The sequence below is a fragment of the Flavobacterium sp. CG_23.5 genome, assembly GCF_017875765.1.
Taxonomy (GTDB): Bacteria; Bacteroidota; Bacteroidia; order Flavobacteriales; family Flavobacteriaceae; genus Flavobacterium.
On sequence record NZ_JAGGNA010000001.1, the window covers coordinates 643,279 to 666,833 of the forward strand.

At 32.7% G+C, this 23,555-nt stretch carries 22 protein-coding genes; 8 read left to right on the forward strand and 14 right to left on the reverse strand.

Translation table 11 applies throughout. The features are described from left to right. Nucleotides 1–163 precede the first annotated feature (163 nt). The 5 genes from pdxH to pyrR all read right to left on the reverse strand — a co-directional run bounded on the left by pdxH (nucleotide 164) and on the right by pyrR (nucleotide 3,785). Complete coding sequence (gene pdxH, locus H4V97_RS02630) at nucleotides 164–808, reverse strand: pyridoxamine 5'-phosphate oxidase (RefSeq protein WP_196851114.1); 645 nt, start codon at nucleotides 806–808, stop codon at nucleotides 164–166. A 72-nt stretch (nucleotides 809–880) separates the two neighbouring features. After that, the gene (locus H4V97_RS02635; RefSeq protein ID WP_196851110.1) at nucleotides 881–1,786 is read right to left on the reverse strand and encodes a ribonuclease Z; all 906 of its coding nucleotides are present in this window, start codon (nucleotides 1,784–1,786) and stop codon (nucleotides 881–883) included. 73 nt (nucleotides 1,787–1,859) lie between these two features. Continuing rightward, entirely contained in the window at nucleotides 1,860–2,192 is a 333-nt protein-coding gene (locus H4V97_RS02640; RefSeq protein WP_196851109.1) for a ribonuclease Z, read from the reverse strand. A gap of 72 nt (nucleotides 2,193–2,264) precedes the next feature. Further along, nucleotides 2,265–3,191: an aspartate carbamoyltransferase catalytic subunit gene (locus H4V97_RS02645; RefSeq protein WP_196851108.1), complete on the reverse strand. Its 927-nt coding sequence runs from the start codon at nucleotides 3,189–3,191 to the stop codon at nucleotides 2,265–2,267. A 54-nt stretch (nucleotides 3,192–3,245) separates the two neighbouring features. Then, a complete protein-coding gene (gene pyrR, locus H4V97_RS02650; protein ID WP_196851107.1) occupies nucleotides 3,246–3,785 on the reverse strand; it encodes a bifunctional pyr operon transcriptional regulator/uracil phosphoribosyltransferase PyrR in 540 nt (179 codons plus the stop codon). Nucleotides 3,786–4,145: 360 nt separating this feature from the next. Between pyrR and H4V97_RS02655 the strand changes: the two genes are divergently transcribed. Further along, nucleotides 4,146–4,319, forward strand: a complete 174-nt coding sequence (locus H4V97_RS02655) for a hypothetical protein (RefSeq protein ID WP_196851106.1) — start codon at nucleotides 4,146–4,148, stop codon at nucleotides 4,317–4,319. Nucleotides 4,320–4,432: 113 nt separating this feature from the next. Here H4V97_RS02655 and H4V97_RS02660 read toward each other — a convergent pair whose 3' ends face one another. From H4V97_RS02660 to H4V97_RS02680, 5 genes are all read right to left on the reverse strand, one after another. After that, nucleotides 4,433–5,386 (reverse strand): phosphoribosylaminoimidazolesuccinocarboxamide synthase, encoded by a 954-nt coding sequence (locus tag H4V97_RS02660; protein WP_196851105.1) that lies wholly within the window; start codon nucleotides 5,384–5,386, stop codon nucleotides 4,433–4,435. Nucleotides 5,387–5,465: 79 nt separating this feature from the next. After that, complete coding sequence (locus H4V97_RS02665) at nucleotides 5,466–7,823, reverse strand: S9 family peptidase (protein ID WP_209548821.1); 2,358 nt, start codon at nucleotides 7,821–7,823, stop codon at nucleotides 5,466–5,468. Nucleotides 7,824–7,869: 46 nt separating this feature from the next. Further along, nucleotides 7,870–8,694, reverse strand: a complete 825-nt coding sequence (locus H4V97_RS02670) for a Cof-type HAD-IIB family hydrolase (protein ID WP_209548822.1) — start codon at nucleotides 8,692–8,694, stop codon at nucleotides 7,870–7,872. Nucleotides 8,695–8,884: 190 nt separating this feature from the next. Next, complete coding sequence (locus tag H4V97_RS02675; RefSeq protein ID WP_196851102.1) at nucleotides 8,885–9,835, reverse strand: PhoH family protein; 951 nt, start codon at nucleotides 9,833–9,835, stop codon at nucleotides 8,885–8,887. A gap of 17 nt (nucleotides 9,836–9,852) precedes the next feature. Further along, the gene (locus H4V97_RS02680; RefSeq protein WP_196851101.1) at nucleotides 9,853–10,398 is read right to left on the reverse strand and encodes a hypothetical protein; all 546 of its coding nucleotides are present in this window, start codon (nucleotides 10,396–10,398) and stop codon (nucleotides 9,853–9,855) included. A gap of 121 nt (nucleotides 10,399–10,519) precedes the next feature. Here H4V97_RS02680 and H4V97_RS02685 point away from each other — a divergent pair, with 121 nt between their 5' ends. The 5 genes from H4V97_RS02685 to dnaN all read left to right on the forward strand — a co-directional run bounded on the left by H4V97_RS02685 (nucleotide 10,520) and on the right by dnaN (nucleotide 15,398). After that, nucleotides 10,520–11,347, forward strand: a complete 828-nt coding sequence (locus H4V97_RS02685) for an S-adenosyl-l-methionine hydroxide adenosyltransferase family protein (RefSeq protein ID WP_196851100.1) — start codon at nucleotides 10,520–10,522, stop codon at nucleotides 11,345–11,347. Between the two features lie 58 nt (nucleotides 11,348–11,405). Next, entirely contained in the window at nucleotides 11,406–11,702 is a 297-nt protein-coding gene (locus tag H4V97_RS02690) for a putative quinol monooxygenase (RefSeq protein ID WP_209548823.1), read from the forward strand. 60 nt (nucleotides 11,703–11,762) lie between these two features. Further along, entirely contained in the window at nucleotides 11,763–12,488 is a 726-nt protein-coding gene (gldF, locus tag H4V97_RS02695; RefSeq protein WP_209548824.1) for a gliding motility-associated ABC transporter permease subunit GldF, read from the forward strand. Continuing rightward, complete coding sequence (gldG, locus tag H4V97_RS02700; protein ID WP_209548825.1) at nucleotides 12,488–14,173, forward strand: gliding motility-associated ABC transporter substrate-binding protein GldG; 1,686 nt, start codon at nucleotides 12,488–12,490, stop codon at nucleotides 14,171–14,173. The genes gldF and gldG overlap by 1 nt, the downstream gene beginning before the upstream one ends. 106 nt (nucleotides 14,174–14,279) lie before the next feature. Beyond that, nucleotides 14,280–15,398 (forward strand): DNA polymerase III subunit beta, encoded by a 1,119-nt coding sequence (gene dnaN / locus H4V97_RS02705; protein WP_209548826.1) that lies wholly within the window; start codon nucleotides 14,280–14,282, stop codon nucleotides 15,396–15,398. A 287-nt stretch (nucleotides 15,399–15,685) separates the two neighbouring features. On the opposite strand, the gene H4V97_RS02710 is transcribed toward dnaN, so the two are convergent. The 3 genes from H4V97_RS02710 to H4V97_RS02720 all read right to left on the reverse strand — a co-directional run bounded on the left by H4V97_RS02710 (nucleotide 15,686) and on the right by H4V97_RS02720 (nucleotide 19,422). Beyond that, nucleotides 15,686–17,458: a MutS-related protein gene (locus tag H4V97_RS02710; RefSeq protein WP_209548827.1), complete on the reverse strand. Its 1,773-nt coding sequence runs from the start codon at nucleotides 17,456–17,458 to the stop codon at nucleotides 15,686–15,688. A gap of 127 nt (nucleotides 17,459–17,585) precedes the next feature. Next, nucleotides 17,586–18,419 carry a universal stress protein gene (locus H4V97_RS02715; RefSeq protein WP_209548828.1) on the reverse strand — a complete coding sequence of 278 codons (834 nt, stop codon included), beginning with the start codon at nucleotides 18,417–18,419 and terminating at the stop codon, nucleotides 17,586–17,588. A 172-nt stretch (nucleotides 18,420–18,591) separates the two neighbouring features. Next, entirely contained in the window at nucleotides 18,592–19,422 is an 831-nt protein-coding gene (locus H4V97_RS02720; RefSeq protein WP_209548829.1) for a universal stress protein, read from the reverse strand. Between the two features lie 165 nt (nucleotides 19,423–19,587). On the opposite strand from H4V97_RS02720, the gene mnmE reads away from it, so the two are divergent. Next, the gene (gene mnmE, locus H4V97_RS02725; RefSeq protein ID WP_209548830.1) at nucleotides 19,588–20,988 is read left to right on the forward strand and encodes a tRNA uridine-5-carboxymethylaminomethyl(34) synthesis GTPase MnmE; all 1,401 of its coding nucleotides are present in this window, start codon (nucleotides 19,588–19,590) and stop codon (nucleotides 20,986–20,988) included. 98 nt (nucleotides 20,989–21,086) lie between these two features. Here mnmE and H4V97_RS02730 read toward each other — a convergent pair whose 3' ends face one another. After that, nucleotides 21,087–21,647: a DUF6642 family protein gene (locus H4V97_RS02730; protein WP_209548831.1), complete on the reverse strand. Its 561-nt coding sequence runs from the start codon at nucleotides 21,645–21,647 to the stop codon at nucleotides 21,087–21,089. A gap of 671 nt (nucleotides 21,648–22,318) precedes the next feature. Between H4V97_RS02730 and H4V97_RS02735 the strand changes: the two genes are divergently transcribed. Then, complete coding sequence (locus H4V97_RS02735; RefSeq protein ID WP_209548832.1) at nucleotides 22,319–23,461, forward strand: saccharopine dehydrogenase family protein; 1,143 nt, start codon at nucleotides 22,319–22,321, stop codon at nucleotides 23,459–23,461. The last annotated feature ends 94 nt before the right edge of the window (nucleotides 23,462–23,555 follow it).

A 23,555-nucleotide genomic window follows, 5' to 3' on the forward strand; every position in this document is an offset into this window, starting at 1 on the left:
TAAGTAGTTCAAATTTAAAGTAGATTGTGGGGCAAACTTCTTTAAAAAAAATTATAAATATTATTGCTTATTAATATTCAAAACTACTTTTTTTATCGTCTAAGTACCAAATAAAATCGACAAACTACACAATATTAACAACTTATACCATTCTTTTCTTACATCAAGGAGAGAGTCGTTCTATTTTCCAAGCGAAATTTTCTTGGCTTGTGTATCGAATTCTGTCGTGTAAACGATTTGGCCTTCCTTGCCAAAACTCAACTTCGACAGGAGTAACTAAAAATCCTCCCCAGTGATCTGGTCTGGGAATTACAATTCCTTCATAATCGTTTTCTAATTGTTTTAAATTTTCTTCCAAAAAAGCACGAGAAGGAACAACCTCGCTTTGATTTGACACAATGGCTCCTAATTTGCTTCCGTCTGGTCTGGATTCGAAATAATTGTCTGAAGTAATTTCAGATGTTTTGTGAGCAATTCCTTTTATAATAACTTGTCGCTCCATAGAATGCCAAAAGAAAGACAAACATATTTTTGGATTATCAGCAATAGCTTTTCCCTTTTCTGAATTATAATTTGTATAAAAAATGAATCCTTCCTCGTTAAATTTTTTCAACAAAACAACCCTTGATCTTGGAAATCCATCTAAACCAATTGTAGCAACGGTCATCGCATTTACTTCCTCGTTTCCTCCAAATTCTTCTATTTCATGAAACCATCGGTGAAATAAATTAATAGGATCTTCGGGGATATTTGATTCCAATAACTCACTCTTTTCATATGATTTTCTGTAATGACTTAAATCTTCCATATTTTTGATATTTTCTATTATTGTTATCGTATTATCTTTGAAACTCATTCAAATAAATTATTTTTTTTACGTTTAAAACTCAAAAATTTTTCCATCATCAGCTAGAAGTACTTCTGGAAAAATAGTTTCAGCTTCTTCTTTAAAAAGAGCTATACTTTCATAACGTGTAGAGTAATGTCCTAAAATTAATTGCTTTGCATTAGATTTAAAAGCAATCATCGCAGCTTCCTTTGCAGTAGAATGAAGGGTTTTTTTAGCTAAACTTTCTTCTGATTGTAAAAAAGTTGATTCATGGTATAAAACATCTACATTTTCTACGATTGAAAGTATAGATTCATCATAAGCTGTATCCGAACAAAAAGCATAATTTTTAGCGGGAACAGGATCAAAAGTTAATTTGTCGTTTTCAATTATCCTCCCGTCTTCCAAGGTAATGTCTTTACCATTTTTTATCTTCTGATAATAACACGTATCGATTTCATAATTTTGAACTGCATCCAAATTAAGTTTCCTCTCCCCTATTTTTTCTTGGAAAAAAAAACCATTGGTATACACACGATGTTTTAACGGTATGGTTTTCACCAAAACCTTTTCGTCTTCAAATATTATTTCGCTTTCTGTTGATTCCAATTCATGAAAAAACAAACCATAATTTGTCCAAGAATTTGATAACCGCAATTGTAATTTGATGATTTCTTTAATTCCTTTTGGACCATAAATATGCAAATCGGTAGTTCTATTTAACAAACTGAAGGTCGAAACTAAACCAACTAACCCAAAAAAATGATCTCCATGTAAATGCGAAATGAAGATATGATTAATCTTTGAAAACCTGATTTTATTCTTGCGTAGTTGCACTTGTGTACCTTCTCCACAGTCGATTAAAAAAAGTCTGTTTTTTATGTCTAAAATCTGTGAAGTGGGATTGGTAAAAGTTCGAGGTGTAGCTGCATAGCAACCAAGTATTGTTAGTTTCAAGTTCTTGTTTATTCGGTTATTGTGTATTGGTTAAATCAATTAAACGGTTAAACAAATAACCGAATACACTGATTTAAAAACCTAAATCTCTTTCAATTTCTTCCATTTCAATAATATCATGCGCTTCTAATAATGAAGGTACGACAGTTAGTTTACTGGAAACCGCATTAAAATCAAAATCTGAGGTAACTACAACAAATGATTTTTTAGCTTTTTTATGTTGTTTTGATAAAGGTTTAAATAATTTGATGTCATTTGCAGAAAAATCTTTATACTGTAAAAGATCAATAATTATATTGTGTTTTTCAAATGTTTTATATTGATGGGTAACTTTCATCAAAAAAGAGGTAAAATCACCTTGTGTATCTCTAATGGTTATCGTGTGGGCTTTTTGGTCTACTTTCATTTTTTTTGAATTTCAGAGATGATGAATCGAAAAATTTTTATTAAAAGCTAATTTACAAAGTTTTCTATTAATTTACTGAATTTTTGAAGCCAAAAGATAAATAACCGCCATTCTAATTGCGACCCCATTTTCGACTTGGTTTAAAATCACAGATTGATGTGAATCCGCAACTTCACTGGTGATTTCTACACCACGATTTATAGGACCGGGATGCATGATTACAATTTCCTTATTTAGGGAATCCAATAAAGTCTTATCAACTCCATATTGCTGTGCATATTCTCTAGTTGAAGGAAAATAATTCACATCCAATCTCTCATTTTGGACTCGTAACATATTAGCGACGTCACACCATTCCAACGCTTTTCTCAAATTAGGTTCGACCGTCACACCAAGAGACTCAATATATCTTGGAATAAGTGTTTTGGGCCCGCAAACTTTAACTTCTGCTCCCTGCATTTTCAAAGCATATATATTTGATAAGGCAACTCGGGAATGCAAAACATCACCAACAATAACTACTTTTTTCCCAGCCACTTCTCCCAGTTTTTCTCTAATCGAATAACTGTCTAACAAGGCTTGTGTTGGATGTTCATGAGCTCCGTCTCCTGCATTTACTATGCTCGCTTTAACATTTTTTGACAAGAAATAGGCAGCTCCAGGATTGGCATGTCGCATGACTACCATATCCACTTTCATCGAAAGAATATTATTTACGGTATCAATTAGTGTTTCTCCTTTTTTGACAGAAGATTGCGCTGCCGAAAAACTAATAACATCTGCTGACAGTCGTTTTTGTGCTAATTCAAAAGAAAGTTTTGTTCTTGTACTATTTTCGAAAAAAATGTTAGCTATTGTAATATCTCGTAAGGAAGGTACTTTTTTTATTGGTCTATTGATGACTTCTTTAAAATGATCGGCTGTTTCAAAAATTAAGTCAATATCATTCTTGTTGATGTATTTTATACCTAATAAATGATTTACGCTTAATTCTTTCATTTTTTTTACGATTATTAGTTTTTTAAATAATTAGATTTTAAACTGATTCTAAATCTAATTTGTGATCAAATAAACGGCATCTTCACCATCATTTTCTTTCCAACTCACCTTTACTTTTTCGTTATTTATCGAATCTACCTGCCTCCCTCTATAATCTGGTTGAATGGGTAAATTACGACTAAAACGTCTGTCAATTAAAACTAGTAATTCTATTTCCGAGGGTCTTCCAAAAGATTGAATAGCTGTCAAAGCTGATCTGATACTTCTACCGGTAAATAAAACATCATCAATAAAAATGACTTTTTTGTTTTCAACGATAAAATTAATTTTGGTTTTATTTGCTTCTAATGGCTTATCCGTTCTTCGAAAATCGTCTCTAAAGAAAGTAATATCCAAGTAGCCTAATTGAATTTCGGGAGTATCATATTCTTTTTCTAAAATTTCTTTTAAACGTTCTGCTAAAAAAACACCTCTCGGTTGTATTCCTACCAATATGGTATCCGAAAAATCTAAGTGTTTTTCAATCAACTGACAAGCCAAACGATGCAATATGATAGTAACTTCTTTTGCAGTAAGTAATACTTTTTGACTCATAGTAAAGTGTAGTGTTTGGTTTTGCAAATATACAAATTCCCCTTTATGATTTTATTTTAAAAAGCGAGAAAATAAGGAATCAATTACTTACCAATAGAATCTGTATCGCCTTATGCCAAATATACTCTAACTTTCCTTAATTCTCTATTTCAAACTAACTAAAAAGCATTAAAACAAAGATAGTTTTAAATAAAAAAATAGTTTTAAATCATTTAATTATAAAGTTTAATATTTGTAACTTATGTCATCCTTTTAATAAAAAAATTTTGCAATAATTCATATGAATTATATAACATAATAACTTTTCTGTTTTATAATTTTACATAATAAATCAAAATAATTTAACTAAAAAAAAATATCATGCAAAAAAAAATTACAAGATTATTAATGCTCTTTATAGTATTAATATCATTTACAGGATGTTCAGTAATTGAAGGAATATTTAAAGCGGGAATAGGCGTTGGTATATTTATCGTAGTAGCAATTATAGCCGTAGTTGTACTAATTATAAGTAAAGTTTTCGGTAAAAAATAATTTAAAGATTAATTACAGTTTGACTTTTATTTATAAAATAGTACTCTGTCTAATAGTGAAAACCCGCAATTCAAAATTTGAATTGCGGGTTTTTTTTATCTAATTTTATTTTCTTATCTCTTGTCTAAATAAGCCAAAACGTTTTTTTCAATTCGTTCATCAATATTAGAAATATCTGCTTTTACGAATTTTTCACCAAGAATGTTTTCATATAATTCGATATATCTTTCTGAAACGGTTTCTATATATTCGTCAGTCATATCAGGAATTTGTTGTCCTTCCAGACCTTGAAAACCATTTTCTATTAACCAACGACGAACAAATTCTTTGGATAATTGTTTTTGCTCCTCGCCTTTATCTTGTCTTTCCTGATAGCCTTCTGAATAGAAATAACGAGAAGAATCAGGTGTATGAATTTCATCTATTAGAACAATTACACCTTCTTTGGTTTTACCAAATTCATATTTTGTATCTACCAAAATCAATCCACGGCTGGCGGCAATTTCGGTTCCTCTTTGAAACAAAGCTTTGGTGTATTTTTCTAAAACTAAATAGTCTTCTTCAGTAACAATTCCTTTTGACAGAATGTCTTCTCTAGAAATATCGGCATCGTGTTCACCATTATCTGCCTTTGTTGTTGGCGTAATAATAGGTTCCGGAAATTTGTCGTTCTCTTTTAATCCTTCTGGCATTTTCACGCCACAAATTTCTCTTTTTCCAAGCGCATATTCGCGAGCAGCATGACCTGAAAGATAGCCACGTATCACCATTTCTACTTTGAAAGGGGAACATAAATAACCAACTGCAACACTTGGATCTGGTGTAGCAATTAACCAATTAGGAACAATATCTTTAGTCAATTCCATAAATTTAGTGGCAATTTGATTTAGAATTTGCCCTTTGTACGGAATTCCTTTTGGCAAAACCACATCAAAAGCTGAAAGCCTATCGGTCGCTACCATTACTAAAAGTTCATCGTTAATGTTATAAACTTCTCTAACTTTTCCTCTATAAACTGATTTTTGATTTGGAAAATTAAAGTCAGTCGTTGTAATTGTATTGCTCATTATAGTTGTTGTGTTGTGTTATTTTAATAAATGCAAATTTAAAATTATTTCATCTAGATTCAATGAAAAAAAGTAGTTTTTACTTACTCTGTTTTTCAAGAAGCGTATTGTTGAATAAATTCAGGATACGGCTGTATTCATCTACCCAAGAATAGGTTTCTTTAAAACCATGAGCTTCTACAGGGAAACTTGACAAGCTCCATTTTTTCTTTCCTAATTCTATAAATCGTTGTGATAAGCGTACGATATCTTTGTACTCTACATTGTCATCGACCATTCCGTGAAGCATTAATAAATTGCCTTCAAGATTATTTGCAAAATAAATTGGAGAACTTTTTTTGTAAGCATCTGGATCTGTTTCCGGGAAATTAAGAATATTTCCGGTGTAGCCATGATTGTAATGTGCCCAGTCCGTCACCGAGCGCAATGCAGCTCCTGATGCAAATTCTTTTGGAGCGGTAAGCATAGCCATCAAAGTTATAAAACCGCCGTATGAGCCACCATAAATCCCAACTTTATTAGTTTCGATTCCCAAATTTTGAACAATATAATTTTTACCGTCAATTTGATCCGATAAATCTTTACCGCCCATAAATCGGTAAATTCCAGTTCTAAATTCACGTCCATATCCATCGCTTCCTCTATAATCAATATCTAAAACCGTATATCCCAAATCCGTCAATAAATTATGGAACATATATTCCCTATGATAATTGCTCCAATAATTATGAGCATTTTGCAAATAACCTGCTCCATGAACAAAGAGAATTGCTGCTTTATTGGCTTTGTCCGATTGTGGTTTGTACAATCTGGCATATATCAAAGTTCCGTCTTGTGCTTTAAAAGTGATTACTTCAGGAGTACGCCATTCGTACCCTTTGAATGCTTCGGTTGTAGAATTCGTTATTTGGCGCAGCGTTGTATTATTCTTATTTTCACCAATAAACAATTCCCATGGTTTATTTTTATAGGAATAACGAACCAACAAAGTGCTTTCATCGGGAGACAAACTTACTTCGTGAGCTCCATCTTTTGTCAGTACGGGCTGTAAAAGACCATCGGAAACATTCAATTTATAAAAATCCCTGTTTCCCGGATGTGTTGTATTGGTCGTTAAATAAAAAGTCTTTTTGTCTTTTGATAAAGTGACATTGCGAACTTCCCAATCTCCTTTGGTTAGTTGTGTTTTCTTTTTTGAGTTTAAATTATACGTGTATAAATGAGAATATCCTGTTACTTCAGATTGAAAATAAATCGTTTGATTATCACCAAGAAATCCAAGTGTTCCCGAATCAAATGAATCAGACGGAATACCAGGTCCGCCAATCCATGCTTCATCATGCTGGTATTCAATTTCGTCAAAAGTTCCTTTTTCTAAATTTAGACTTATCAACCATCGGTCTTTATTGTCTTGACTTCTTATTTCAGCAATTGCGTGCGAACCATCTTGATTGTATATAGGTTCCGTAACTGCAATTAATTTATCTATTTTTTCTTTATTGCTCGATTTTTCATATAAACTAAGATATTTTGGCGCATCTTGAATATGACTCAACGCTGAAAAATTCATCATGTAAACAGTATCTTTTGCAATATTGTATATCCCAAATTTAGAGTTTACCAAATTATCTACCGATACTTTTTCTTTCGTATCAATACTTTTATTGTAGCCATCAGCAGTAATAAAAGCTTCCATTTTTTCACTTCTAACATCCGATTCTTCTGTTAATCTAAAGGTTGCATAATTGCCATTTGGATTTATTTTCAGACTTTCAAATCTATTTTTTCCATAATAATACCCTTTTGGAAAATCAGATTTTACAGCATTCTTTTTTGCCAAATTCCACTTTTTCTTCGCCTCTTGATCACGCACGTATTGAAACAATTCAGTTTGTTGATTTTTCAAAAAAGAATCCTTTTCAGTTTCGGAATCGGTTGCCTTCCCTTTCTTAAAATTGGTAATTTGAATAATGGTGCCTTCTTTGGTATTGTACTTGAAGACATTTTCATTTTGTTCAAAAAATACAATTCCTTCCTCAAAACCCAATTGTAAATTTGAAATTGGACTACTTTGTTGGTAGAGTTTTTTGGAAATCTTATTTTTCACCGAATAAGAAAATAATCTTCCTTTATCAATATAATAGAATAAATCTGAGGCTTTATTTCCTTTGAAATCCATTTTAGAAAATTCTGCTTCATTTGCAGGGACAAGTTCTGGTTTTGACAAACCATTTTTCCAAGAATAAGTAGATAATCCCAATTCATTATTTGGATTGCATTCGAAATATACTTTTTTTCCATCCAAAGACCAACGACCATTTACCGGCTGTACGCCAATAAAAGCATCGCCTTTCATTATGTCTTCCAACTTTAGATTCTGACATTGACTTGTTACAGAAAAGAAAATACAGATAAGAACTGCTATTTTTTTATTCATTTTAGTTTGGGTTATTTTAGGGTTTAATTAAGTTTGGTTAGAAAAATTATTGTGCTATTTTCAAATTCAAAACAGTTTTCGAAAGGTATTTAGCGACACCATCCTCATCATTTGAAGAAATTACTTCTAAATGCGAAAGTTTGTTTTTTAAGCTATGAGGCGCATTATTCATTAAAAGTCCTTTCCCTGTTGACTTCAACATTTTCTCATCATTGTATCCATCTCCAAAAGAAATAGATTCTTCAAAAACAAAATTCTCGATTTCCAAAATTTTAGCAATAGCTACACTTTTATCGACTGCTTTGTCCATGAATTCCAAACAAATAGGAAGACTAAAGGCATGACTAAAAAGCTCCGAATGATTTTCTAAAATAGTATCTCTTAAATCAATCAATTTTGAGTGGCTTTCATGGGTGAAAAATAATTTTATTCCACTCAAATCATCCAAAGTAGTAAAATCTACAAGTTCAGGTAAATAGTTCAATTTTGTTTGAAAACTGTTTAATTTCTCATTATTTTTATTCGTTTGCCAAACGTTTTCTTTAAACAATACCGTAGTAATCTCAGGATCAATTTTTAGATTTAAGACAGATTTAATCGCATCACTTTCAATATCTCTCGAAAAAAGAAGTTCATTGTTAGGGTTATGAATTCTGGCACCATTTGAAGTTACCAAATAAACAGGACATTCTAATTCGGCTACAATTGGATGTGCATCAAGATGATGACGACCGGTGGCAACAATTATCAAATAGTTTTCTTCATGAAGTTTTTGGAAAACACGCTTAGTATAGTCTGATATTTTATGGTGGGTATTAAGTAAAGTTCCGTCTAAATCGCTAATAACGACTTTAATTTTTTTCTTTATCATCTTTCGTTTTTCACTGTCATTTTAGTAATTCCAAATTTATTCTATTTCAAAGAGATACACAAAAAAATAAAGTGATACGAAAGAGACAGAATGGATTTTAAATTTTGGTTAAAATAAGAAACGAAAGGCAAAAATTTTATCTACTAAAATCTTCGAGCCTTTCGTTTTATAATAAATTTAAATACTATTTCTAATCGTTATTTTCAATCATTTTATAAGCATCAATAACTTTCTTAACTAATCGATGTCTTACGATGTCTTTATCATCAAGATATATGATTCCAATTCCCTCCACATCTTTCAAAACCAATAATGCTTCTTTAAGTCCGGAAATTGTTCTTCTTGGCAAATCGACTTGTCCTGGATCTCCCGTAATCATAAATTTGGCGCTTTTTCCCATACGAGTCAGAAACATTTTCATTTGCGAATGCGTCGTGTTTTGAGCTTCATCCAAAATAACAAATGCATCATCCAATGTTCTCCCTCGCATAAATGCCAAAGGTGCAATCTGGATAATTCCTTTTAATATGTAATCTTCCAGTTTTTCGTTGGGTAACATATCACGTAATGCATCGTATAAAGGTTGCATATACGGATCCAGTTTTTCCTTCATATCACCAGGTAAAAAACCGAGATTTTCCCCCGCTTCCACGGCTGGTCTTGTCAATATAATACGCTTGACCTGCTTTTCTTTGAGCGCTTTAATAGCCATGGCTACACCAGTATACGTTTTTCCCGTTCCAGCCGGTCCAACGGCAAAAACCATATCATTTTTAAACATGGTATCTACCAGCAATTGCTGATTAGCCGTCATAGGTTTTATGATTTTACCCCCTACTCCATGTACTAATATTTTGTCTTGTCCTTGAAATTTTCTTTCTTCTTGCACATCACCAAGAATGACACGCTCTATTACATTATTATCAATTGTATTGTATCTGGTAAAATGTAACATCAACCGCTGAAATCGTTTCTCGAACTCGTCCAAAACTTCCTTTTCACCAAAAGCTTTTATTGTTGTTCCTCTGGCAACAATTTTTAATTTTGGATAATATTTTTTAATTGTTTCAAGATGAGTGTCTTGAGCACCCCAAAATTCTTTTGGAGCGATGTCTATGAGCTCGATTATCCTTTCGTTCAAATTAAGTAGTTTTTAGGTTAATTTAATGTCAATCGTAATCCAATTCCGTTTGAATTGGTAATTAAATCCAATTTTTGATTATTGCGTTGATTATCGGTAATAGTATTTTTATTGTTATATTCAATGACTACATTTTCTATTTTTTTAGAAAAACCAATTTTTATTGGAATTGCTGCTGCAAACGAAGCAAGTCCTATATAAGTTGCTAAACTGGGTTTTGATCTTCTACCACTCGTACCACTTTCACTGCCAGGTATTCCGGCTGAAATTATAGTAGAAAATCCATCCGAGAACGCATTATCAAATGCAACTCTCCCTAAATCAAATAAGACCATCCCCAATCCACTATACAACATAATATTCCCAATCGTTTTCTTTTTTCTTCCTGAGTTATAATCCACTAATAATTTTTCATTGTTTGCTAATAGCGCTCTGACTCCATCTGGTGAAATTTTATTGTTTTCAGAATCATTAATAGTACCATTTGACTTATAAATTAGTTTCTGAGAATACGATTGTAAACTATAAAAGAAAAGAAAAAGAAAAAATAGAGGTTTAATCATGTGTTAGTTTTATATTCAATTAAAAAATTCTATTTAATTAAAGCTTAAAATACTTTAGCTTTGCGTTTCTCAAATTTAATAAAATTAGATTTACATAACACCAATAGTTATAAACAAATTTATGTCAATAATTACCCTTACTACCGATTACGGCTTGAAAGACCACTTTGTAGGTGCGTTGAAAGGGAAGATATTATCTGAATATTCTGAAGCAACAATCATTGATATTTCGCATGAGGTAGACCCATTCAACACTGTTGAAGCAAGTTACATCATTGGAGCGTCATTTTCGAGCTTTCCAAAAGGTACTGTTCACCTCATTGGGGTTGATATGGAATTTAATAAAGAGAACCAACATATTGTCATGCAATGGAACGATCATTATTTTATTGCGGCTGATAATGGCATTTTAAGTATGCTTTCGCAAAAAATTGTTCCTCAAAAAATAGTGGCTATTAATATCCATGACCGTTTACCAAGTGAAGCAACTGATCTTGATGTTTTCGTAAAAGTAGCCTGTCATATTGCCAAAGGCGGTCTACTAAATGTCATTGGCAAAGAAATAAAAAGCATTAAACAAGTAACGGATTTACAAGCAGTTGTCTCCGATGATGGGAATTCATTAAAAGGCCATGTGATTTATATTGACCATTTTGGCAATGTAATTACTAATATTTCTAAAAAATATTTTATTGAAGTTGCCAAAGGTAGACCCTATGAAATTGTATTGAAAACCAAAAATATCAAAACCATTTTGCCTAATTATTCCGCGATTGCGAGTTCTGATAAATACCCAATTAAGTATTACGAAGGCGAAAAATTGGCGATTTTCAACGAAGCTGGTTTTCTTGAGATTGCCATTTTTAGAAGCAATCCTTCAAATGTTGGCTCCGCAAACAGCTTGTTAGGATTGAATTATAGAGATGTTATAAATATAGTATTCAGGTAGCAGTGGTCAGAAATCAATTTAAAAATCATAAATCGTTAATCATAAATCATAAATAACTATGTTAGTTAGAATTGTAAAATTGAGTTTTCACTTAGAGAACATTCCTGCTTTTTTAGAAAACTTCGAGTTAATGAAAGAGAAGATACGAAACGCTCCGGGAAATACTTTCCTGGAATTGTATCAAGACAAAGACAATAAATGTATTTTCTTTACTTACAGTTATTGGGCATCCGAAGAAGATTTGGAAAATTACCGAAAATCAGAACTTTTTTATGAAGTCTGGACTTTTACCAAGAAATTATTCAACGACAAACCAGAAGCTTGGAGCGTTGACAAATTAGTAAGTTTGCAGTAATTTAAAAATATATAAATAATAAAAAGAGGATGAGATTGCTTCGTTCCTCGCATTGACAATATGAAATCAATATTATTACGAGAAATAAAATCATTTTTTGGTTCGCCAATAGGTTACTTGGTCATTGCTGTTTTTTTAATAAGCAACGGACTTTTTCTTTGGGTTTTTGAAGGCGATTACAATATATTGAATACTGGTTTTGCTGATTTAGCACCTTTTTTTACTTTGGCACCGTGGATTTTAATTTTCTTGATTCCTGCGGTAACCATGCGCAGTTTTTCTGATGAAAAGAAACAGGGAACTTTGGAATTATTATTGACTAAACCATTAAGTATTTGGGAAATTGTAAACGGAAAATTTCTTGGGGCTCTACTATTAATTGTAATGGCGATTATTCCAACATTTATTTATGTAATAGTAATTTCCCGTTTAGGAATGCCTGAAGGCAACATTGATATGGGAAGTACGATTGGCTCTTATTTTGGTTTATTATTTTTAATTGCGGGCTATTCTGCCATCGGAATTTTTACTTCTACGCTGTCCGAAAATCAAATCGTTGCATTTATTGTGGCGGTGTTTTTGTGTTTCTTTTTCTATTTTGGATTCGAAGGTTTATCAGCTATTGTCCCAACTATTTCAAGTTTTATTTCATCCTTAGGAATGCAAGATCATTTTAAAAGCATGAGCCGCGGAGTTCTGGACACACGGGACATACTCTATTTTTTAAGTATCACGTTTTTCTTTCTTTCCTTGACTGTTTTTAATCTAAAATCTTTTAAATCGTAATGAAAATAGCCAAGAAAAATAATATAAAATCAGTTCTAATTACGATTGCTGTTTTATTGGTTCTGAATGTAATAGGAAGTTTCTTTTTTCATCGTTTTGATTTAACAAAAGATAAAAGATATACTCTTTCTGCCACTTCTTTAAACATTATTAAACAAGTACAAAATCCTTTGTATATAAAAATATATCTGCAAGGCGATTTACCGGCTGAATTCAAACGATTACAGCAAGAAACTACACAGTTATTGGAAGAATTTCAGGCCTATAATAAAAATATTGTTTTCGAATTCGTAGATCCATTGGAGAACAAAGACGAAAGCATGGATAACATTAAAGAGCTGTATCGAAAAGGATTAACTCCAATAAATATTACCGTTGATGACAAAGGAAAACAATCACAAGCGATGGTTTTTCCTTGGGCAATCGCAGTCTATAACAATAAAGAAGTCAATATCCCTTTATTGAAAAACAGAATGGGCGCTTCGACTACTCAAAAAGTGATTGGTTCCGTACAACATCTGGAATATTCTATTGCTGATGCTTTAAATAAAATCACGAAAGACAAGCAAAAAAAGGTGGCCGTAATTAAAGGAAACGGTGAACTTCAAGATGTATTAATGGCTAAATTTCTAATGCAAGTACGCGAAAGTTATCATATCGGACCATTCACATTGGATTCGGTTGCCAAAAATCCTATTGGGAGTTTAGACGCTTTAGAAAAATATGATTTGGCTATTATTGCTAAACCAACAGAAACTTTTTCGGATGCCGAAAAACAGGTTTTAGACCAATTTATTATCAACGGTGGAAAAACGTTGTGGCTTGTGGACCAAGTTGCCATAGAAATGGATAGTTTGTATAATTCCTCCGGTTCGACTTTGGCCTATCCGAGAGATTTGAATTTGAATGATTTATTTTTTAAATATGGAATCCGAATTAATCCTGATTTGATAAAAGACGAACGAGGAAGTCCGATAAAATTAGCTTCAGGTGATCAGGGAAGTGCTACTCAATTCCAAGAATTTAACTGGAAATTTGCACCTCAGGTTTATCCAAACAGTCCACATCCAATTGTGAAAAATTTAGGCGGAATCAAATTCGATTTTGCCAATCCTATCGATACGTTAAAAAACGGAATTAAGAAAACCATTTTGTTGCAGTCTTCTCAATATTCGAAAATAATAGGTACGCCAACTGAAATTAATTTGAATAGTGTCACCGAAGAAACTTCGCCGAATGATTATTTAAATAAAGGAAATATCCCACTTTCGGTTTTGTTGGAAGGATCGTTTCATTCGATGTTTGAAAACCGAGTTTTACCCTTTGATCTAAAAACATTTAAAGTTAAAGGAGCAGCAAACAAAATGATTGTTATTTCAGATGGAGATTTGATAAAAAACCAATTGGATAAAAACTCCCAACCGGTAGAATTAGGATACGATCAACGCTCTGGAAATTTGTACGATAATAAAGATTTTCTAATAAATTGTGTCAATTATCTCCTGGATGATAAAGGACTTATTAACATTCGAAGCAAAGATCTTGACTTGCCATTATTGGATAAAGAGAAAGTTTATGAAAACTATACTGTTACACAATTCATAACTATCGGGCTACCAATTCTTATTTTAGTGCTTTTTGGACTTCTATTTACTTTCCTTAGAAAAAGAAAATACAGCAAGTAGATGTTAATAAAAAATTTTCCATACTAAAGTACTTTACGATATATTTGTAAAATGTATGGTTTTTAGAAAAAATATAAAGCATACCAAAAAAAATAAAATATAACAGATGAAATTTATAGTATCGAGTTCGTACTTATTGAAACAATTACAAGTTTTAGGTAACGTTATCAACAGTAGTAATACTTTACCTATTTTAGATAACTTTCTATTTGATTTAGATCAGAATGTATTGACAGTTTCTGCATCCGATTTAGAAACAACGATGTCAGCAGCATTAACTATAGATTCTACAAGCAAAGGAAGCGTTGCTGTTCCTGCAAAATTACTTTTGGAAATCCTAAAAACATTTCCTGAGCAGCCATTAACTTTTACAGTTGAAGAAAACAGTACGATTGAAATCAGTTCTAATTCGGGAAAATATGCTTTGGCCTACGCACCTGGCGATGAATTTCCTAAATCAGTAAACTTAGACGATCCTTCTGTAACGCTTGTTCCTGCAGATGTTTTAGCAACAGCAATCAGCAAAACAATATTTGCTGCCGGAAACGATGATTTACGTCCGGTGATGTCAGGTGTATTCTTTCAGTTTTCGCCACAAGGATTGACTTTTGTTGCTACTGATGCACACAAATTAGTGAAATATGCACGTACAGATGTTGTGGCTTCTCAAGTGGCTGACTTTATTATGCCAAAGAAACCTTTGACTATCTTAAAAAATATTCTTGCTACTTCAGATGCTGAAGTAAAAATTGAATACAACGATTCGAATGCTACGTTCTCTTTTGACAACTACATTTTAATGTGCCGTTTGATTGATGGAAAATATCCAAATTATGAAGCGGTAATCCCAAAAGAAAACCCTAATAAATTGATGATTGACCGTTCTCAATTTTTGAGCTCTGTTCGTCGTGTTGCTATTTTCTCTAACAAAACTACACACCAAATTCGTTTGAAAATCGCTGGTGCTGAATTGAATGTTTCTGCTGAAGATATTGATTATTCAAATAAAGCGGAAGAAAGATTGACTTGTGATTATCAAGGTGATGATATGCAAATAGGATACAACTCTCGTTTTCTTACGGAGATGTTGACTAATTTGCAATCTGATATGATTATGCTTGAAATGTCTCTACCAAACAGAGCTGGAATTCTGACTCCTGTTGATGGATTAGAAGAAGGTGAAACGGTAACGATGCTTGTGATGCCAGTAATGCTAAATAGCTAACCACTATTTAGATTTAAAATACGCTATTAACCAAACCATTTTTATATTTAATAAACCGTCTCGTTTAATTACGAGACGGTTTTTTTTTATTTTCTATACAGTACCCCTTTTTGTCATTCCGACGAAGGAGGAATCTCATCGTGCGAGATTCCTCCTTCGTCGGAATGACAAACTTGGCTTATATATGTTAATCATACCAATTCTATTCCAGTAAATTAAAATGTATTTCGGTATAAAATATGGATTCTGATTTCTTAATACTTAATTCTTCTATCTTAATACTCATATCAAATCACCCCCATTTTTTTCATCAGGAAAGTGGCGCTTCTATTTTTACAAATTCCATCCCGAAGTTTATAATCAAAATGTAATTCATCATTTTGGATTTCGACTTCAAAGCATTTATTGGTCAAGATGTTTGGATAATCATTTGTGGTCAGACAAACTTCTATATCATGCGTTGCAATGGCTCCAATAGCTTTTTTAGCAATTACTTTTTTGACTACTTCTATGGTTCCATTTCGTTTATCATCGGAATTGGTTCCTCGTAATATTTCGTCCAATAAAACAAAAGCAGGTCTGACTTCCAATTCGTCCATAATTTGTTTCAAACGCTTTATCTCGGCAAAGAAATACGATTCACTATCCGATAAGGAATCAGATAATCGCATCGAAACTAAAACCGGCAAAGGATGCACATTGGCGCTGCTGGCACAAACTGGCGAACCCATTCCTGTCAATACCATATTAATTCCCAAACTGCGAAGAAAAGTGCTTTTACCAGACATATTTGAACCTGTCAAAATCATAAAGGATTCGGGGTGAAAACTGACCTCATTCCCTACTCTAGTTTTTTCATTTAGCAAGGGATGACTTAAATTAGAAAAATCAATTTCGAAGTTGCTATTTATCACTGGAAAAGTAAATTCTGGGTTATTATAAGATAGATTTGCCAAACTATTCAGCATTTCGAATTCACCAATCACTTCCAGCCAATCTTCCAGTGCTTCGGCATGATCTTTTTTCCATTGTATTAACGCTTTTAAGACATGCAGGTTAAAGAGAAAAGTTCCATTGAATAATAATGCCGTCACAAAATTTCCAATACTGTCCATTTTTGAAAATAAAGCAGCCAATTGTTTCAAATGAACGCTGGCATTTTCTTTTTTAAAGGTCAGTTTTTGTTGCAAATCAACTAGTTTTTTAGAATGAAAAGTTTCATTTTCGATTTTCCCAACCAGTAAACTATATTGATTGATGATTTTATCAACGTTCTCTGCATTCGCAATTTCAATTGCAATACGTTTATAAAACTTACCCATTACGGCTAAATTAAAAACAAATAAATAAGACAAATAGGATATAAAAACAGAATTTGAGGTCACTAAATAACCAATAAAAACACCCAGAAAAAAAAGCGGTGAAAGATACGAAATCAACACAGTTACTTTAGACAAAGGCGTACTTTCAAAGGTGCTCCATTTCAACAAAGTTTCATAACTCGATTGTGTATCCTGACTTATTTTGGCGAAAGCCAAGAACTGCTGACGCCAATCTAATTTCTCCTTTAATTCTTTAATGGCATCATGATTTTTTAAGATATCTTCATTTGGCAAAAGTGTTAAAAGTTGTTTTGCCAATGTCTTTTTTCCAATGAATGTCGCTGTTCTATTTAGATTTTGAAATAAAGAATGTTCTCCAAAAATATCTAAATCATAAGCATAAGGATGATGGAAATCATTAAATTCCTGTCCGTTTCCAAAAGGGATTTTTTTCCTTTCTAAATAAGATATTTCATTTTCATTAATTTCAATCAGTGAATTAAACATTTGTTTTTGAAAAGATAATTTTGAATGAAAACGCATTAAAAAAACAAATAATCCAAAAAGCAATACTGACAAAACAATCAAAACAATTTCGCTTGTTTTTAGGTAATAATAGGTTGATATTAAAAAAAGTACAATAGAAATTAGCCTAAAGAAGCTAATGCTATTGTACTTTTTGTTGATTGTATTTAATTGAACTAAATAATTTTCTTTTTTTGCTTTGTAAATCTCCATTGTTATTTTTAGTGAAATACAAATGTAATGAATTTCAAAAATCAATAGTAAATTTAAAAATATCTTATTTCAGTACTAAATCTTAAATCAATCCCTAAGTATAGGGACGTTAATCTTCAATCAGAAATCAATCGATATGAATGGCCAAAATTGGAATATCAAAATTTGCCGCCATTTTTTTAGTGAAACTAGGTTTGAAAAGTCCTTCAAAAAAACCTCGTTTATAGGTTAGCATTGTCAAAACATCGATCTCTTTGTACATGATAAAATCTAGTATGGTTTCCTTCACTTCATCACTGTTAATAACAAAGAACTCAATGGGTTCTTGAATGAATTCTGTTTCCCATTTCTCAATTGTTTCTTTAGAGACATCAGATTCATTTGTTTTCACGTAAAGACATTTTACTTTAGCGTTGGTTTTTTTAGCAATATCCAAAACTGTTTTTAGCGCTTTTTTATCTTTAGGTCTAAAGCGAGTCGTAAATCCAATAGTTTCAATTTTTTTGAATTTTGCTTCTAATGGCACGCACAACATAGGAACATCAATATTTGCTATTGCAGAACCAGTATTTGTACCCAAGAAAAAGGATTCCCAGCCAGTGGCACCGGAAGTACCCATTATTACAAAATCAATTTTATCTTCTTTAATGGCTTTTTTAATATTAAACAGCAAATCACCATCCATAAGCCGATGAGATATTTTTATTTTGTCTAGATGACGTTTTTCTGCAATTGCACGAAGCTTTGGAATTTCCTCTTTAAACATATCAAATTGGGATAATTCAAGTGAATCATAAATGACAGCATAGTTTTCGGGAAAGAACTGATTATCAAATACAGGCAATTCAAATGAATGTAATAAAATGAGTTCGCCCTGAACTATTTTTGCAAATTCTAAAGCATGCACAAAAGCATTATTGGCCACTTCAGAAAAGTCGGTTGGGAAAAGAATTCTTTTCATTTTTGCATGTATTAAATTAGTTTATCTATCAAAGATACTCATAATAATCAAAATATAACATGATAATTATCAGATACCTACACCTTAAATTAAAGAAAAATAGTATTTTTATTCTACGCATTTACACTTCCGTTGACGTAACTGTATGAGCGTAATGGAATTGCCATTTATATCATTCAGGAATCGCGAGAAGAGGTATGTTGACATGAAAAGCTAATTTTTTTGAAAGACTGATTTGGAATAATTTTTCGAAGAAATTCTTATGATACACATGCATGGTAATCATATTAATTTTATGCAATTCAATAAAATCTAAAATAACACCTTCAACATCATCCTTTCTAATAGTATGCAAACTGCTATCGTGATCTTGGGTTATTTTTTTCCATTCTTCCATAAAAACATCGTTATCAGTTGCATGAGATGGTTTTACATGCAGGCAATCAATATGCGCACCAAATACTTTGGCAAATTCAATTACTTTTTTTACTGTTTTGATATCTTCAAAATTGTATTTCGTCAGAAAAAGTATTTTTGCAATTGGATGGTATTTACAATGTTCAGGAATGGCAAACACAATAGCTTTACTGTCATTCATCACCTTGGTTGTTGCCGTGCCTAAAAAAGTTTCTTTTAAACCCGTTGCTCCTTTTGTCCCCATAACTACATAATCAATCCTTTCTGAATTGATCATTTTAAGGACTTTATCGACCAAATTACCATGATCTAAAACATTGCTCATTTTAACATGCCCGAGATTATTTTGCTCGGCAATGTTACGTAAAAGAGGAATTTCATCTTTATAATTCTCGAAATTTCCTAGCTCCGCAATATCATAAATTTCATTCAAACTGGCTGTTACAGTAATATAATCTACTTGGGGTAAATCATAAATATGCAAAGTAATGATCTCCCCCTTTATACTATCCGCTAATTTTAAAGCATAAATGAATGCATTAATAGATGCCTCCGAAAAGTCAATTGGAAATAGAATTTTTTTCATCACACACAGTAATTAATTGCTAATCAATATTTTACATAAATTTACAAAACAAAAATGACATATCTTAATTTGGCGTACTTTTAACTAAAATAAAATCAAGGATTTATAGTGGTATCTTGCGGGCTTATAAGTTTTACTTACTTTTGCATAAAATTGATTAAAAATATGATACCTCACGATTCCATAGTAGCATTAGCCACCCCTTCGGGAGCGGGAGCAATCGCTATAATTAGGATTTCAGGCGAAGATGCAATTACCATTGGTAATACCGTTTTTCGTTCTATTAAAAACAAAGATTTAACTACCCAAAAAACACATACTTTACATTTAGGTCACATTATCGATGATACCAAAGCCTTAGATGAAGTATTGGTTTCTATATTTAAAGGACCAAATTCTTATACGGGCGAAAATACAATCGAAATTTCTTGCCACGGTTCTACTTACATTCAGCAGCAAATTATTCAGTTATTGCTACGAAAAGGCTGTCGAATGGCTGATCCAGGGGAGTTTACTCTCCGAGCCTTCCTAAACGGAAAATTAGATTTATCACAAGCCGAAGCTGTTGCCGATTTAATTTCATCGGATAATGAAGCGTCACACCAAATTGCGATGCAACAAATGCGTGGTGGCTTCTCGAATGAAATAGCGAAATTGAGGGAAGAGCTATTGAATTTTGCTTCGCTTATTGAACTCGAATTAGACTTTGCTGAAGAAGATGTGGAATTTGCCGACAGAACGCAATTTCATGAATTATTAAACCGAATTGAATTTGTCTTGAAAAGATTAATCGATTCATTTGCCGTTGGAAATGTCATCAAAAACGGAATTCCAGTTGCGATTGTGGGTGAACCCAATGTGGGGAAATCAACGCTTTTGAATGCTTTACTAAATGAAGAACGAGCAATAGTTTCTGAAATTGCTGGAACAACACGTGATACAATTGAAGACGAATTAGTAATTGGCGGTATTGGATTCCGATTCATAGATACCGCAGGAATTCGCGAAACCGAAGATATTGTTGAAAGTATTGGTATCCGTAAGACTTTCGAAAAAATTGAACAAGCTCAGGTTGTTCTTTATTTATTTGAAAGTTTAAAGTTTAAAGTTCAAAGTTCAGAATATATAGTCGAAATTGAGAAGATTAAAAATCAATTTCCACTAAAACCATTGGTAGTGATTATCAATAAAATAGAATTATTATCTGATTTGGAGATTGCCGAAATCAAAAATAAGCTCCAGCCGCTGAATGTGATTCTTGAAATGATTTCTGCTAAACAAAACATTGGTATCGAGGATTTGAAAAATCAATTGTTATCATTCGTCAATACTGGCGCTCTTCGCAACAATGAGACAATAATAACCAATACAAGGCATTACGATTCTTTACTAAAAGCTTTAGATGAAATAACGAAAGTGAAATTTGGACTTGAAACCAACTTATCCAGCGACTTAATGGCATTGGATATTAAAGAAGCTTTGTATCATTTTGGGATGATTACCGGACAGGTTACTAATGATGAATTATTGGGTAATATTTTTGCTAATTTCTGTATCGGAAAGTAATTTTTAGTATGCGAAAATCCTTTCTTAAGTATTCGGTAAAACTTTAGACAAATTTATTAGGCTGCCATTTCAAACTATTCCATCGATCCGCACCATTTTTAATAATACAATCTAAAATCGAGCAGTTTACATAGGCCATATTGTTTTTCATGTAATTCCTCTACAATTTCAACCAGGTTATCTTGGTCTTGGCATAAACTAAAAAAAACTTTATCCAAGTGAATGCTGCTTAAACTATGGGCTGCTGCTCCATAACCCGAAAGCGCGCGTGCTCCCGTGACATCTAAAAAATATTGTGCTTCTTCTTGGTCTAAGTCCAGTACTTTTTTATTGGCAAAATGCAAAATTTTTCCTGTTAGTTTCCCTTCAAAAAGCTCGGCCATTTCTGTTAGACTGTAGTAATAATCATTTACACAAATACTGTTCCCTTCGCCGGGCATTACTAGATAGATTATTTCATAATCCTTAAAATTATGGTCATCGTAGCGTAAAGCATTTAAGCCCTCTTCTAAACCTTCAATCGTATCACAAGTTCTGTAAATACTTGTAATATCCTGTTCAAAGGCGATTTGTCCCAAGTTATTGAACACTTCAGTATTGGTGTACGTTTCTACATCGGGAACGGCTTCGAGGCAGAAGATAAATTTATCGTAATCCATAAAATTATATTTTGTAATTGCTTTACAAACAACTTTTTTATTGAGGCAAAGACTCCGAATTAACAACACTTGAAAAGGTAGAAAAAATCGTCCGCTCAATTATCACTTGCTGTGAGGTCCTGCCCTCTCTTAGACAAAGTTATTCCTTCTCGATTACAAAACTACTAAGAATGAAATTCATTTATCAACATTTAACAGTCCATAATTATTAAACAAAGCCTGCTATTTCTTATTTCAAAATAAAAATAGTTCGGATAGAAAATAGTTCGGAAAACAGTAAAACCCTAATCTCAAATAAGTATATCGAAAAAAATTTCCCTGATTTTTTGCTCATTAATTATAACTATTTTAGCACCATGCAAAATCGGTATTTATAGTAAACAGTAATCCGGAAACTATTATTACTTTGGATGAGGCCTTTAATCTCAAATTAACAGTGTGTTTTTTTGGCTGTCCGAGCAGGCTATACTCTACAAGTCCGCAGGAAGTTGCTCATAAAACATAGCCCCAAAAACGAGCTTCCTCCGGTCGCTGTTTTAAGGCTTGTTTTTTATGCCCACTTCCTTTACGTGCTTTCCGTTACTATCCTTGACAGGAAAATTCGATTCCAAAAGTGCAAATTCTTAAATTATCATAAATAGTATTGCAAGAAAAAAGGGTAACTTTATAATATGAAAAAGCATTTCAATATTATAATTGCCGGAGCTGGCGGCATCGCCGAAGCAGTTGCTATGATATTACTAGAATGGAGTGAAGTCACGCCCAGCCTTTTCATTGGAGACAGAACCCATTCAAAAGCAAATAAAGTTGTGAATTGGATTAAAATGGGAACGACGAAATCCTGCTCAGTTACTGATTTTCACCTAGCAGAAGAAGGCCTGACTGATGAAATGGCTGCAATTTTGCGTCAAGGGGATATCATTCTGGACTGTCTTCCCGGAAGTCAAGCACCAAGAATCGCTCAATTTGCTAAAGATTTCCATCTCCATTACGCTAATCTTACGGAATATGTTGCCGAAACTTCAACAATAATGGCGTTAGCAAAGGATGTAAAAACAGGTTTTATTCTTCAAACCGGTCTTGCTCCCGGTTATATTGATATACTGGCAAACGGACTTTTTCAACAGTTTTGCATAGACTATAAAGTGGATACGGTAGACAAGCTCGAATTAAAAGTTGGCGCTCTCACGAAACATGCTGTAGCCCCGCATTATTATGGTTTTACTTGGAGTCCAGTAGGTGTTGCCACGGAATATATTAAAGACACTATTGCGCTTAGAAACTTTACAAAAACAAGTCTTCCATCGCTATCAGAAAGAGCTATCATAATAATTGACGGCATTGCTTATGAAGAGGCTCTTACTTCGGGTGGAGCAGCCGATTTGCCTGAGGCACTCCTAGGAAAAGTGCATTCGCTTGACTACAAAACTTTGCGACATTCAGGTCATTACGCTTGGGTACAAGAGCAACTTTCTAATTTGGATAATTCAGAGGATGCGATAACTAAATTGCAACAAAAAATGGAACTTGCCGTCCCTCATATAGAAGATGACCAGATTATTTTGTACGCTGCGGTAGAAGGAAAAGACGCCGAAGGAATTTTACGCAGACGAGAAATTGCTAAATGCATACTCTCGCAAAAAGTGGGTAAACACCAATTGCGAGCCATACAAACAACAACAGCAGCTCCATTAGCCCAAGCGGCTCAATTATTACTGGAAAACGATATCATTGGAGTGATTTTACAAAGCCAAATTGAGCCTGCCAAGTTCTTAAACGGAAATTATATGGTACGAGTTTATGGAAAGAGGTGAACTTTCCAGCTGCGATCGAAAATTATTTCTAGCATCAAAAGAAAACATAGCCCTAAAAAATAATTAAAAAAAAAGCGATTTGTTTTGTACTTTT